The following is a 13,011-nucleotide window of genomic DNA, read 5'->3' on the forward strand; positions in this document are numbered from 1 at the left end:
TCGCTGAGGCGACCCTGACCAGCGGGGCGACGGCCCTCACCGGAAGAAGGCCGAGATCCATATCCCGGGCGACCGGCCCCGGCCCCGGCCCCGGGAACTGGTCGGCCGGTCCGGCACCCGGCCCTCCGGTCGGGCACCCGGCACTCCGGTCCGCCACGCCGCATCGGACAGGTCATCATCGTAAATGGTGATATTCCGCTTAGTTTGGGTCCGTGCTCTCAGCGATCGTCGCAGCCACCGTCTCCTTCCTCCTCGCCGCCCTGCTCGCCTCGCTGGTGCGGGCCCCGGCCCTGCGGCTGGGGCTCGTCGAACGCCGACGCCGTCGTCCTGTGCCGCTGCTCGGCGGGGTCGCCGTCGTGCTCGCCACCGGGCTGGTCGCGGGTGTCCTCACCCGGGCCGGTGTCGTCCCGCTCGGCCCGGCGGTGGGCGGCCTGCTCGTCGCCGGGGCCGCGGTCGGCCTGCTGGGGCTGGCCGCCGATGTGTGGCGGCTGCGCCCGCGCCGGCTGCTCGCGGGGACGGCCGCGGCGGCGGCGTGCGTGATGCCGTACGAGGAGACCGGGGTGGTGGCCGGGGCGCTGGCGGCGGTGTGGGTGGCGTTCGTCGCCGTCGCCTTCCGGGGGCTCGACCACGTCGACGGGCTGGCCGGTGCGGTGGGGGTGGTGACCGCCTTCGGTGTCGCCGCCTGCGCGGCGGCGGAGCTGATGGACGGGCTGGCGGTGCTGCTGAGCGTGCTGGCCGCGGCCCTCGCCGGGTTCCTGCTGCACAACTGGGCTCCGGCGCGGGTGGGGCTCGGCGCCTGCGGCTCGCTGTTCACCGGGTTCGTGGTCGCCGCGGGGGCGGTGTTCGCACGCGCGGGGCACGATCCGGCCTCGGGCGGCCTGGTGCTGTTCGCGCTCACCGCCGTGGCGGCCGGTGACGCCCTACTGGTGCTGCTCGCGCGCCGGCGGACCGGGCGCCCGGCGGCGCGCGGGGCGCCCGGTCACCTCGGTCACCGGCTGCGGCGGCTCGGGCTGACGGCGCGCGGCGCGGTGGTGGTGCTGACCGCCGTGACGTTCGGGTGCGTGCTCGTCGGGGTACTCGTGCACACCGGCCGGCTGGGAGAGGTCGCCGTGCTGTGGGTGGCCGGTGTGGTGATCGTCGGAGTGCTCGCGATGCTGCGGGTGCGGATGCCGCGGCTGCGGCGGCTGCCCGCGGGGCCTGCCGGGTGCCGAGCCGGATCCGGCCCCGCCGCCCGCCCCGTATCGCGGCCGAAGTCCCCGCCGGAGCCCCTGCCGGAGCCGCTTGGGGAGCCTCGGCCGGTATCGGATTTCCCGGTTCGGCAGACTCGGCGGAGCACGTCTTCGCAGGTCAGGGCGGGGTTGCGCGTAAGGAACGGATAAGACTTGAGCCTGCTCGGCTCAGGTCTGTTGACCGGACGGCCGTCGTCGTGCACACTTGAGCCTGTTCCACTCAAGTCCGTTGGAGGAATCACCATGGCACGTGCGGTCGGCATCGACCTGGGCACGACTAATTCCGTCGTCAGCGTTCTGGAGGGCGGCGAGCCCACCGTCATCACCAACGCAGAGGGCGCCAGGACCACGCCGTCCGTCGTCGCCTTCGCCAAGAACGGCGAGGTGCTGGTCGGCGAGGTGGCCAAGCGCCAGGCGGTCACGAACGTCGACAGGACCATCCGGTCGGTCAAGCGCCACATGGGCACCGACTGGAAGATCGAGCTGGACGGCAAGCCGTTCAACCCGCAGCAGATCAGCGCCTTCGTCCTGCAGAAGCTGAAGCGGGACGCCGAGGCGTACCTGGGCGAGAAGGTGACCGACGCGGTCATCACCGTCCCGGCGTACTTCAACGACTCGGAGCGCCAGGCCACCAAGGAGGCCGGCGAGATCGCGGGCCTGAACGTCCTGCGCATCGTCAACGAGCCGACCGCCGCCGCCCTGGCGTACGGCCTCGACAAGGACGACCAGACGATCCTCGTCTTCGACCTCGGTGGCGGCACCTTCGACGTGTCCCTCCTGGAGATCGGCGACGGCGTCGTCGAGGTGAAGGCCACCAACGGTGACAACCACCTCGGTGGTGACGACTGGGACCAGCGCGTCGTCGACTACCTGGTGCAGCAGTTCAAGTCCGGTCACGGCGTGGACCTCGCCAAGGACAAGATGGCCCTCCAGCGCCTGCGTGAGGCCGCCGAGAAGGCCAAGATCGAGCTGTCCTCGTCCACCGAGACCTCGATCAACCTGCCCTACATCACGGCTTCCGCCGAGGGCCCGCTGCACCTGGACGAGAAGCTCACCCGCGCCCAGTTCCAGCAGCTCACGGCCGACCTGCTGGAGCGCTGCAAGACGCCGTTCCACAACGTCATCAAGGACGCGGGCATCCAGCTCTCCGAGATCGACCACGTCGTTCTCGTCGGTGGCTCGACCCGTATGCCGGCCGTCGCCGAGCTGGTCCGCGAGCTGACCGGCGGCAAGGACGCCAACAAGGGCGTCAACCCGGACGAGGTCGTCGCCATCGGCGCCGCCCTGCAGGCCGGTGTCCTCAAGGGTGAGGTCAAGGACGTCCTGCTCCTCGACGTCACCCCGCTGTCCCTCGGTATCGAGACCAAGGGCGGCATCATGACCAAGCTGATCGAGCGGAACACGACGATCCCGACCAAGCGGTCCGAGATCTTCACCACCGCCGAGGACAACCAGCCCTCCGTGCAGATCCAGGTCTACCAGGGCGAGCGCGAGATCGCGGCGTACAACAAGAAGCTCGGGATGTTCGAGCTGACCGGTCTGCCGCCGGCCCCGCGCGGTGTCCCGCAGATCGAGGTCTCCTTCGACATCGACGCCAACGGCATCATGCACGTGACCGCGAAGGACCTCGGCACGGGCAAGGAGCAGAAGATGACCGTCACCGGTGGCTCCTCGCTGCCGAAGGACGAGGTCAACCGGATGCGCGAAGAGGCCGAGAAGTACGCGGAGGAGGACCACGCCCGCCGCGAGGCCGCCGAGACCCGCAACCAGGGCGAGCAGCTCGTCTACCAGACCGAGAAGTTCCTCAAGGACAACGAGGACAAGGTCCCGGGTGACGTCAAGACCGAGGTCGAGGAAGCGGTCGCCGAGCTGAAGGAGAAGCTCAAGGGCGAGTCCGCCGAGGGCGACAACACCGCGGAGATCCGTACCGCCACCGAGAAGGTCGCCGCCGTCTCGCAGAAGCTGGGCCAGGCGCTCTACGCCGACGCCCAGGGCGCGCAGGCCGCGGGCGGCGAGGCGCCGGGCGCCGACGCCGGCCAGGCCAAGGCCGACGACGACGTGGTGGACGCGGAGATCGTGGACGACGAGCGCAAGGACGGTGCCGCGTGACGGAGGAGACCCCGGGTTTTGACGAGAAGCCCGACGTCCCTTCCGGCGCCACCCCCGACGACGCCGAGCCGAAGGCCGCCGCCGCCTCTTCGGAGGCGGGGGCGGCCCCGGCCGGGGACGTGAACCAGGACGCGGGTCTGCTGGCCCAGCTCGACCAGGTGCGTACGGCGCTCACCGAGCGCACGGCGGACCTGCAGCGGCTCCAGGCCGAGTACCAGAACTACCGGCGCCGGGTCGAGCGGGACCGGGTCGCGGTCAAGGAGGTCGCCGTGGCGAACCTCCTGACCGAACTCCTCCCGGTGCTCGACGACATCGGCCGCGCGCGGGAACACGGCGAACTCGTCGGCGGTTTCAAGTCCGTCGGGGAGTCCACCGAGGCGGTCGCGGCCAAGCTGGGCCTGCAGCAGTTCGGCAAGGAGGGCGAGCCCTTCGACCCGACCATCCACGAGGCCCTGATGCACAGCTACGCGCCGGACGTCACCGAGACGACCTGCGTGGCCATCCTGCAGCCCGGGTACCGGCTCGGCGAGCGCACCATCCGCCCCGCGCGGGTAGCGGTGGCCGAACCGCAGCCGGGCGCGCAGCCGGCCAAGGCGGCCGAGGAGAGCACCGAGCCGAAGGCGGACTCCGCCGAGGACAAGGAGAGCGGTGGCCCGGACGAGGGCTGACGTACGAAGGAGAGAGGAGGGACGTCGGGGATGAGCACCAAGGACTTCATCGAGAAGGACTACTACAAGGTCCTCGGCGTCCCCAAGGACGCCACCGACGCCGAGATCAAGAAGGCGTACCGGAAGCTCGCCCGCGAGAACCACCCGGACGCCAACAAGGGAAACGTCAAGGCGGAGGAGCGCTTCAAGGAGATCTCCGAGGCGAACGACATCCTCGGGGACACCAAGAAGCGCAAGGAGTACGACGAGGCGCGCGCGCTCTTCGGCAACGGCGGTTTCCGTCCGGGGCCGGGCGCGGGCGGCGGCGGCAACTTCAACTTCGACCTGGGCGACCTCTTCGGAGGCGGCGCCCAGGGCCAGGGCCAGGGCGCCGGCGGTTTCGGCGGCGGACTGGGTGACGTCTTCGGGGGCCTGTTCAACCGCGGCGCCGCCGGTGGCCCCCGGACCCAGCCCAGACGCGGCCAGGACGTCGAGTCCGAGGTCACCCTGAGCTTCACCGAGGCCATCGAGGGTGCCACCGTTCCGCTGCGGATGTCCTCGCAGGCGCCCTGCAAGGCGTGCTCGGGCACCGGCGACAAGAACGGCACGCCGCGCGTGTGCCCGACCTGCGTCGGCACCGGGCAGGTCGCGCGGGGTTCCGGCGGCGGCTTCTCGCTGACCGACCCCTGCCCCGACTGCAAGGGCCGCGGCCTGATCGCGGAGACCCCCTGCGACATCTGCAAGGGCTCCGGACGCGCCAAGTCCTCCCGGACCATGCAGGTCCGGGTCCCGGCCGGGGTGTCGGACGGGCAGCGCATCCGGCTGCGCGGCAAGGGCGCGCCGGGCGAGCGGGGCGGTCCGGCGGGCGACCTGTACGTGGTGGTGCACGTCAAGGACCACCCCGTCTTCGGCCGCAAGGGCGACAACCTCACCGTCACCGTCCCGGTCACCTTCGCGGAGGCGTGCCTCGGCGGGGAGATCCGGGTCCCGACGCTCGGCGGCCCGCCGGTGACGCTGAAGCTGCCGGCCGGCACGCCCAACGGACGGACCATGCGCGCCCGGGGCAAGGGCGCGGTCCGCAAGGACGGCACCCGCGGCGACCTGTTGGTCACCGTCGAGGTGAGTGTGCCGCAGGACCTGACGGGGAAGGCTCGTGACGCACTGGAGGCGTATCGCGAGGCGACCGCGGACGAGGATCCGCGGGCGGAGCTGTTCCAGGCCGCGAAGGGAGCTTGAGGGAGATGGACGGCCGTCGACGCAATCCGTATGAACTGACCGAGGAGACCCCGGTCTACGTCATCTCGGTGGCGGCCCAGCTCTCCGGCCTGCACCCGCAGACCCTGCGTCAGTACGACCGCCTGGGCCTGGTCTCCCCGGACCGGACCGCGGGGCGGGGCCGGCGCTACTCGGCCCGGGACATCGACCTGCTCCGTCAGGTGCAGCAGTTGTCGCAGGACGAGGGCATCAACCTGGCCGGCATCAAGCGCATCATCGAGCTGGAGAACCAGGTCCTGGCCCTGCAGTCCCGGGTGGCCGAGATGGAGTCCGCGCTGGACGGCGCGGCGGCGGCGATGCGCCAGCGCGAGGCGGCCGTGCACGCCTCCTACCGCCGGGACCTGGTCCCGTATCAGGAGGTCCAGCAGACCAGCGCGCTGGTGGTGTGGCGCCCGAAGGGACGGCAGTCCCCGGACTGAGGGCCGGGCGGACCGGAACCGGGACGGACACGGACGGAGGGGCCCGCGGGCAGTTTGCCCGCGGGCCCCTCCGTCCGTGCGTGCGGCTCCGTACGTGCGCTGCGGCTCCGTACGTACGGTGCGGATCAGGTGTAGTGCTGGACCACGTCGTCGGTCGGCGCGGTGGAGCCGTCCGGGTACACGGGCGCGACGCGGTAGAAGACGGTGCTCGCGGCGGGCGCCTGGGGATCGGTGGCGAAGTAGTAGGCGCTGTCCTCCTTGTCCCTGGCGACGACCGTGACGGCCGTCCAGGTACCGGCCGCCGCGTTCCAGCGCTCCACCCGGAAGGAGGCCGCCGCGCCGCGGTGGTCGTACTCCGGTGTGTAGTTCCAGTGCAGCGTCATGGTGCCGGCGGCCGAGTCGTAGGCCTCCACGTCGAACGCCTGGATGGCGTGGTCGGTGGGCACGTTCTCGTGCGGCGGGACCACGTTGTGCTCCGTGACCTCGACGGTGGCGGCGGCCGGGTCGTCCTGGGCCAGGGCGTTGCCGTCGTCGTCGACGGCGATCACCACGTAGCGCAGCCGGGCGCCGTCGGGGAGCGTGTGGTGCGTCAGCTCGGAGGTCCGCGGCTCGTCCGAGCCGTACCACTGGCCGGGGTCGTCGACGTCCTGGAAGACGACCCGGTAGTGGTCGAAGTCCTCCGCGGTGCTGTCGTCCCAGTCGAGGAACACCCCGTTGTCCCGGGCCGTCGCCGTCAGGCCGGTGACCGCGGCGGGGGCGACGACATCGCCTTCGTGGCGGACGGTGACCTTCTCGGAGGACGGGCCGGGGTTGCCGGCCGAGTCGATGGACCGCAGCCAGTAGGTGTGGGTGTCGCCCGGCTTCAGGCCCCAGTCGTCGGTGAAGCTCGTGCCCCGGGTGGTGGCCATGATCGCGTCGTCGCGGTAGAGCTGGAACTCCCCCTCGTCGGAATCGGCCATGGGGGACCAGGTCACGGTGATGGAGTGCTCGCTGTCGACCACCGTCAGCCCCCGCGGGGTCCAGGTGGGCGGGGTCTCGTCCAGGGTGGAGAAGAAGGCGGGCTGCGAGGCGGCCGACTCGTTGCCGTAGATGTCCACGGCGGTGACCACGTACCGGTAGTCGTCGCCGGTCTGCGGCAGCGGCTCCGCGTAGTAGCTGTTGGCCGGGGTCGCCACCAGGTGGTCGGCCGTGGTCGGCACGGTCGGCCCGGTCGAGCGGTAGACGCGGTAACCGGCCAAATCGCTCTCGGTGTTGCCGTCCCACCACAGCTTCGCCTCGGTGGAGTGGCCGATCTCCCAGTTGTCCTCGACGCCCTTCGGCGCGGCGGGAGCGGTGGCGTCGCGGACCGTGGTCACCGCCTTGTCGGCCGTCCCCGCCGACTCGCCGCCCGCCTTGTCGTAGGCGCGGACCTCGTAGTAGTAGGTCTCTCCCGACCTCGGCAGGGCGGAGTCCTTGTACGTCGTGCTCGTCGTCTTGGCCAGCGGCTCGGCGGGGTAGGCGGCGCCCTTCAGCCGCCGGTAGACGCGGTACCCGGCGAGGTCCATCTCCTTGTTCTTCGTCCAGGTCAGGGTGGCCTTGGCGGTCGCCTTGTCGTAGGTGACGGCCGCGCCCGCGGGCGTGAGCGGCTCGACCTTGTCGACGGTCGCCGACGTCCTCGGCGAGTAGGAGAACTTGACGTCGGCGGCGCCGGTCCAGTTGACGAAGTCGATCCGCAGGGTGTGCTTGCCCTTGGGGACGGTGACGTCGACCGTCTTCTTCTTCGTCGACGACACGTTCTTCCACACGTCGACCTTGCGGGTGCCGTCGAGGTAGACGCGGATGCCGTCCTGGGCGGCGGCGCTGAACGTGAACGGGCCGCCGCCGCCGAAGTCGCGGGTGACGGACCAGCGGACGCCGAAGTTGTCGGACGGCAGACCGGAGGCCGGGGCCTTGGTGCCCCAGTTCTGGTCGATGACGCTGTCGCAGTCGGTCTTCTTCGGCTTGCCGGAGAAGGCGGTGTTCGCGAAGAACTGCCGGGTGAAGACCGGCGAGGCACAGGTCGTGGCCGCCGCGGCCGACGTGGTGGCCGCGGTGAGAAGCCCGCCCGCGGTGGCGAGCACGACAGCGGTCGCGGCGGCGGCCGTGGTCGTACGTCTGGCTGGGTTCATTCGGTCCTCTGCTCAGGGAACACGGAGGCGTAGGTGGCCTCCTCCGTGATCACGACTCGCGGGGAATGCCGTTGGTTGTACGGATCTTGTCCGGTCGTCCGAGCGTTTTCGGTGGGCGGTGTGTGAAGAGGAGTGGGTGAAGAATCCGCTCCGTCTTCACCATGATCGCGGAGTGTGATGTTGCCATCTCGTTAAGTGGATGGTGCTTGACGCTGTCGACGTCGGCAGCGTTGGCTTTTCAGTCACTCGGGTTGCACCGCGGCCCCCGCGTCCGGAAGGCACCAGAAGTGAGCTCACGTATCCGTCGTACCGCCCTGTTCCTGGCCGCGTCCACGATGGCCGTCTCCCTGGCCGGCTGCGGGATGGTCGGTGCCGCCGGCGGCACCGGCGGAGCGAGTCCCACCAGGGGCGACGACCTCACGGTCGGGCTGCTGCTGCCGGAGAAGGCGAACACCCGCTACGACCAGTTCGACCACCCCATGTTCGCCAAGAAGATCGACTCCCTCACCGACGGCAAGGGCAAGGTCGAGTACGCCAACGCGGACGCGAGCGCGAGCAGGCAGGACGAGCAGCTCCGGCGGATGGTCGAGGACCGGATCGACGTGATCGTCCTGGACGCGGTCGACGCGCACGCCATCGCGGACGGGGTGCGGGCGGCCAAGGACGCGGGCATCCCGGTGATCGCGTACGACCGGCTGGCCGAGGGCCCGATCGACGCCTACATCTCCTTCGACAACGAGCTGGTCGGCGAGGTCCAGGGCCGCTCCCTGCTCGACGCCCTCGGCAGCGACGCCGCCGCCAAGGAGATCGTCATGATGAACGGCTCCAAGACCGACCCCAACGCCCGGCAGTTCAAGGCGGGGGCGCTGACCGAGCTGGCCGGCAAGGTGAAGATCGCCGCCGAGTACGACACCGTGGACTGGAAGCCGGAGAACGCGCAGGCGAACATGGCCGAGGCGATCGGCAAGTACGGCGTCGACAACATCGCCGCCGTCTACTCCGCCAACGACGGCATGGCCGGCGGCATCATCAAGGCGCTGAAGGCGGCGGGCGTGACCGACCTGCCGGCCGTCACCGGCCAGGACGCCGAACTCGGCGCCGTACAGCGGATCCTGGCCGGCGAGCAGTACATGAGCGTCTACAAGTCGTACCCGCAGGAGGCGGAGAGCGCCGCCGAGATGGCGGTGGCCCGGGTCCAGGGCCGGGACATCCAGTTCGACTCGTTCACCCGCGACAAGGTCGACAGCCCCACCCACAAGGGCATTCCCGCCCAGTTGGTCCCGGTGGTCGCCCTGACGAAGGACAACATCGCGGAGACCGTGGTCGCCGACGGCATCCACAAGGTCTCCGACATCTGCACCGCCGCGTACGAGGAGCGGTGCGAGGCGGCCGGCCTCAAGTAGGCCCGGTGGGCCCGGTGGGCCCGGCGGACCCGAACTCCCGGAGGAGGCGCCTGTCTGCCCGTCCCGCCTCCCCGTCCCCCTGTCTCCCCCCTCCCCCGTCTCCTCAGCGAGGGGCATACCCGTCCCTACCCCTGTTTTCCGCTTTTCGGGGTATCAGGAGCCGTGTTGCGGACCGGGTCCGGGCCGCGCATAGTTGCGCTGCGGAAAGAGCCGGATACCGGGGGTGGGACGGGCGATGGCCGGGCACGGGACGGACGAGCATCCACACGGTGCTGACCGACTGTGCGCTGCCGGGGACCGCGTGTACTCCCGGGCCGTACGGCGGGGCCGCGTGCCGCGCCGGGACGCCGGGCCGGTGCCCTGTCTGCTCGACCTCGCCCTGCTGCACCCCGATCCGGACGACATGGACTGGCTGGTGCCCACCTCCCCGCAGGAGGTCATGACCCGGCTGCTGCGCGGCCTCTACGACGAGGTCAGCGCCAGCCAGCGCCGGGTGGGCTCGGCGGTGACGGCCTTCGAGTGGTACGCCGACCTGGGGCAGCGCCGGCTCGCGCCCGCGGCGGCCGAGGGCACCTCGATCCGCGTACTGGACGGCCTGGCCCGTATCCAGGCCGCGATGGACGAGGCGACCCAGGCGTGCACCACGGAGGTGCTCACCGTCCAGCCGGGCGGCATCCGGCGCGAGCACGAACTCTCCGAGGGGCTGCACCGGGCGCTGGCGCTGCGCGGGCGCGGGGTGCGGATGCGGGACCTGTACACCCATGTCGCCCGGCACGGTCAGGGGCTGCTCAACTATCTGGAGCTGATGGGTGACGCGGTGGAGGCGCGGACGCTGGACGAGGTGATCGACCGGCTGATCCTCTTCGACCGCACGGTGGCCTTCGTCCCGGCCAACACCGACCGCACGATGGCGCTGGAGCTGCGCCACCCGGCGCTGGTGGAGTACCTGGTGACCGTCTTCGAGCGGTTGTGGCGGCTGGCGCTCCCGCTCACCGCCCCGCTGCCGGACACCGGCATCGAGGGCATCTCGCACCGCGAGCGGTCCATCGCCGCGCTGTTGGCGGAGGGCCATCAGGACGCGGTGATCGCCGAGCGGCTGGGGATCAGCGTGCGCACCTGCCGGGCCCACATCGCGCGGCTCTCGGAGACGCTGGGCGCGGCCAGCCGCACCCAGTTGGGCGTGCGGATAGCGCAGACCGGCCTGGACGCGCTGCCGGGCTCCTCCGCGCCGGTCGGGGCGCCCGGTGGCCGGGGGACCCCGACCGCGCGCTGAGACGGCCCGTAGGGGCCCGGCCGGGCCGGTCCGGGGGACGCGGAGAGCCCACGGGGCCCAGGGGGTCCAAGAGGCCCAGGGGGTCCGAGAGGCCCAGGGGGTCCGAGAGGCTCAGGGGTCCTGGGGGTCCGGCGGGGTGTGGGCGACCTTGTGCTTCTTGTCGAGGATTCCGGACTGCGCGATGAGGTAGCCGAGCTGGGCGCGGCTGCCGCTGCCGAGCACGAGGGCCAGCTTGGCGATGTGGGCGCGGCAGGTGCGGACGTTCATGCCCAGGCGGCGGGCGATCGCCTCGTCGACGTGGCCCTCGACCAGCAGCTTGGCGATGGAGTGCTGGATGTCGGTGATGCCGTCGGCGGCGGTCTCGTAGGGGGCGCCGGCGCTCAGCGGGACCGCCCGGCCCCACATGAACTCGAAGACCTTGACCAGGTAGCGGACGAGGCCGACGTGCCGGATCTCCAGGGCGACCTGGCGGTCCTCCCGGATGGGGATGAAGGCGACGGTCTCGTCGCAGACGATGAGCCGCTCCACCAGTTCGTCGATGGTGCGGTACTCGGCCTTGCCGCTCGCGAACCGGTCCACGTAGGCCAGTCGCTCCGGGCTGTAGCGCGCCGTGTGCTGGTAGAGGGTGCGGATCCGCACGCCCCGGTCGATCAGGGTCTTGTCGCGTTCCATGCCCTCGATGAGCCGGCGCTCCGGATGGCGGGCGCTCGGCTGGACCGTGAGCATCTCGCCGCGGCACTGCTCGGTGGCCAGATCGAGGGCGCCGTTGATGCGGTCGAGTCCCTCCAGCACGGTGATGGAGTGGGTGGGGGCCGCTCCCTGCGCACTGAGTGCCAGGAACGGTTCGAACGTCTCGGCCAGCGCGATCGAGGTGTGCCGGCGTTCGGAGATCTCGCGCTCGATCGGCATCAGGCGCCGGGCCAGCGCCACCGAGGGAGGTACGGGGCGCAGCCAGTTCGGGTCGTCGGGATCGGCGTGCAGCAGCGCGAGTTCCAGCAGACACGGAGCGGGTTCCGCGTCCGCGCGGGCGATCCGCCCCATGCGCAGGGCGTTTGCGTACAGACGCCCACCTTCCTCGCACAGCTCAGTGACAGCATGGGGATGTCTCGCTTGTGCCTGATTTGTTGTCATATCTCCACCCCCCAGGGTCCTGAACATGCAGGAACATGATGCACCGATTGTGTGGCCATGACGTGCTTATATGAGCCATCGTCTTATCCGACGGGGGAACGAGGGGACCTTCAAGTGAGGACGAAGCCGACTATGTCTAAGAGATTGCTTCGCTCGGTGCTTGTCGCCGCCTTCTCCGCCGTTGTGGCCTTCGGAACGCTGAATGGCCTCGATGCTGCGCAGGGCGACGGGCGAGCGGACAGCGTGTGGTCGATGACGGTGGTGTCTGCCGGGCCTGTCGGTACGGACGTCGAGTCCGGCACGGATGACAGCGTTTGGTCATGACATGACGATTCCACCCGACGACCGCTCCTTCCGTCGTGAGATGGCCACCGCCTACCGGTCCGGCTGGCACTTCATCGACCTGGCCACCGCCATCCCCCACAGCGGTGACTCGTTGATGGTGACCGTCTTCGGCGAGCCGGTCGTCGTCACCCGGGACGATGACGACGACGTACGGGCGTACCGGTGTCTGCGGCGGCCACGCGGGGCTCCGCAGCCCGTGCGCTGTGCCATCCGGTACGGAATGATCTTTGTGAACCTGGACCAGCGGGACCACCGGCTCGCTCAGCCGGAGGAACCGGAACCGAGGACCATCTCTGCCACCCCCCGCAGTGCCTGACGCGATTCCCCCGTCGCAACAGATCGCTCAGGTGCTTCCCCCCGCAGCGGCGTCACCGTGACCTGAACACGGTGACGCCGCTGCATTTTTCCCCGGCGTGTCCGGGTGGCGGGCGGTTCGATCACTGGCCGGAACCGGTCGGTCCGCATCGGCGGCGCGGGACGCGCTCAGCCGTGCCCCAGCGCGCGCTCCAGCGCGATCTCGATCACCACCCGCGTCGGATTCGGACGCGGTGGCCGGTACCGCTCGGCGTACCGCCGCTCCGCCTCCGCGATCCGCTCCGGGTCCGTGTACGCCCGCGCCCGGCCCTCCAGCGTCGCCCACCGCCTGCCGTCCACCTGGCACACCGCCACCCGCGCGCCCCCGGGGCCGGCCGCCAGGACGTGCCGGGCCTTCGCGCTGCCCCCGTCCGTGATCACCCGGGCCAGCCGCGCCCCGGGGTCGTAGGTGACGCCCACCGGCACGACGTGCGGGGAGCCGTCCGGGCGGAGTGTGGTCAGGGTGCAGACGTGCCGCTCGCGCCAGAAGGCGAGGTAGAGCGGGTCCGGGGCGCCTGGGTCGACCGTGTTCGCTGAGGCCATGACCCGGGAACCTACCGTCCGGCCGGGAAGTCGCCACCGACGCACCTCCCACCCGCGCCTTGAGTGGAATAGACTCAACTTTGTGCACGTTGCTTGAGTCAGCACGGAGACACAAGGGAACGCGCAACGGGAAGCG

11 protein-coding genes are annotated in these 13,011 nt (G+C 70.9%); 8 read left to right on the forward strand and 3 right to left on the reverse strand.

Annotated elements, in window-relative coordinates; translation table 11 throughout:
- The first annotated feature begins 212 nt into the window (after nucleotides 1-212).
- The 5 genes from ABEB00_RS12365 (at nucleotide 213) to ABEB00_RS12385 (ending at nucleotide 5,679) form a co-directional block, all read left to right on the forward strand.
- Complete coding sequence (locus ABEB00_RS12365; RefSeq protein WP_345619455.1) at nucleotides 213-1,379, forward strand: MraY family glycosyltransferase; 1,167 nt, start codon at nucleotides 213-215, stop codon at nucleotides 1,377-1,379.
- Nucleotides 1,380-1,472: 93 nt separating this feature from the next.
- Complete coding sequence (gene dnaK, locus ABEB00_RS12370; protein ID WP_345619456.1) at nucleotides 1,473-3,338, forward strand: molecular chaperone DnaK; 1,866 nt, start codon at nucleotides 1,473-1,475, stop codon at nucleotides 3,336-3,338.
- Nucleotides 3,335-4,006, forward strand: a complete 672-nt coding sequence (gene grpE, locus ABEB00_RS12375) for a nucleotide exchange factor GrpE (protein WP_345619457.1) — start codon at nucleotides 3,335-3,337, stop codon at nucleotides 4,004-4,006. Before dnaK ends, grpE begins: the two co-directional genes overlap by 4 nt.
- A 30-nt stretch (nucleotides 4,007-4,036) precedes the next feature.
- On the forward strand, nucleotides 4,037-5,221 hold the full coding sequence (gene dnaJ / locus ABEB00_RS12380; protein WP_345619458.1) for a molecular chaperone DnaJ: 1,185 nt from the start codon (nucleotides 4,037-4,039) through the stop codon (nucleotides 5,219-5,221).
- 5 nt (nucleotides 5,222-5,226) lie between these two features.
- Nucleotides 5,227-5,679 carry a heat shock protein transcriptional repressor HspR gene (locus tag ABEB00_RS12385; protein ID WP_345619459.1) on the forward strand — a complete coding sequence of 151 codons (453 nt, stop codon included), beginning with the start codon at nucleotides 5,227-5,229 and terminating at the stop codon, nucleotides 5,677-5,679.
- 125 nt (nucleotides 5,680-5,804) lie between these two features.
- Here the strand turns inward: ABEB00_RS12385 and ABEB00_RS12390 are convergent, their stop codons facing one another.
- The gene (locus ABEB00_RS12390; RefSeq protein ID WP_345619461.1) at nucleotides 5,805-7,826 is read right to left on the reverse strand and encodes a fibronectin type III domain-containing protein; all 2,022 of its coding nucleotides are present in this window, start codon (nucleotides 7,824-7,826) and stop codon (nucleotides 5,805-5,807) included.
- 287 nt (nucleotides 7,827-8,113) lie between these two features.
- Here ABEB00_RS12390 and ABEB00_RS12395 point away from each other — a divergent pair, with 287 nt between their 5' ends.
- Nucleotides 8,114-9,229 (forward strand): sugar ABC transporter substrate-binding protein, encoded by a 1,116-nt coding sequence (locus ABEB00_RS12395; protein ID WP_345619463.1) that lies wholly within the window; start codon nucleotides 8,114-8,116, stop codon nucleotides 9,227-9,229.
- A 235-nt stretch (nucleotides 9,230-9,464) separates the two neighbouring features.
- Nucleotides 9,465-10,502, forward strand: a complete 1,038-nt coding sequence (locus ABEB00_RS12400; protein WP_345619464.1) for a helix-turn-helix transcriptional regulator — start codon at nucleotides 9,465-9,467, stop codon at nucleotides 10,500-10,502.
- A 111-nt stretch (nucleotides 10,503-10,613) separates the two neighbouring features.
- Here the strand turns inward: ABEB00_RS12400 and ABEB00_RS12405 are convergent, their stop codons facing one another.
- Nucleotides 10,614-11,633 carry a helix-turn-helix transcriptional regulator gene (locus tag ABEB00_RS12405; protein ID WP_345619465.1) on the reverse strand — a complete coding sequence of 340 codons (1,020 nt, stop codon included), beginning with the start codon at nucleotides 11,631-11,633 and terminating at the stop codon, nucleotides 10,614-10,616.
- Nucleotides 11,634-11,958: 325 nt separating this feature from the next.
- Between ABEB00_RS12405 and ABEB00_RS12410 the strand changes: the two genes are divergently transcribed.
- Nucleotides 11,959-12,294 carry a hypothetical protein gene (locus ABEB00_RS12410; RefSeq protein WP_345619466.1) on the forward strand — a complete coding sequence of 112 codons (336 nt, stop codon included), beginning with the start codon at nucleotides 11,959-11,961 and terminating at the stop codon, nucleotides 12,292-12,294.
- A 167-nt stretch (nucleotides 12,295-12,461) separates the two neighbouring features.
- Here the strand turns inward: ABEB00_RS12410 and ABEB00_RS12415 are convergent, their stop codons facing one another.
- A complete protein-coding gene (locus ABEB00_RS12415) occupies nucleotides 12,462-12,875 on the reverse strand; it encodes a pyridoxamine 5'-phosphate oxidase family protein (RefSeq protein WP_345619467.1) in 414 nt (137 codons plus the stop codon).
- Between the last annotated feature and the right edge of the window lie 136 nt (nucleotides 12,876-13,011).

The organism is Streptomyces ziwulingensis (assembly GCF_039542605.1).
GTDB lineage: Bacteria > Actinomycetota > Actinomycetes > Streptomycetales > Streptomycetaceae > Streptomyces > Streptomyces ziwulingensis.

Coding starts and splice junctions, on each gene's coding strand:
- dnaK (WP_345619456.1), top strand. CDS start 1,473: ATGGCACGTGCGGTCGGCATCGACCTGGGCACGACTAATTCCGTCGTC.
- dnaJ (WP_345619458.1), top strand. CDS start 4,037: ATGAGCACCAAGGACTTCATCGAGAAGGACTACTACAAGGTCCTCGGC.
- ABEB00_RS12385 (WP_345619459.1), top strand. CDS start 5,227: ATGGACGGCCGTCGACGCAATCCGTATGAACTGACCGAGGAGACCCCG.
- ABEB00_RS12390 (WP_345619461.1), bottom strand. CDS start 7,826: ATGAACCCAGCCAGACGTACGACCACGGCCGCCGCCGCGACCGCTGTC.
- ABEB00_RS12400 (WP_345619464.1), top strand. CDS start 9,465: ATGGCCGGGCACGGGACGGACGAGCATCCACACGGTGCTGACCGACTG.
- ABEB00_RS12405 (WP_345619465.1), bottom strand. CDS start 11,633: ATGACAACAAATCAGGCACAAGCGAGACATCCCCATGCTGTCACTGAG.
- ABEB00_RS12410 (WP_345619466.1), top strand. CDS start 11,959: ATGACGATTCCACCCGACGACCGCTCCTTCCGTCGTGAGATGGCCACC.
- ABEB00_RS12415 (WP_345619467.1), bottom strand. CDS start 12,875: ATGGCCTCAGCGAACACGGTCGACCCAGGCGCCCCGGACCCGCTCTAC.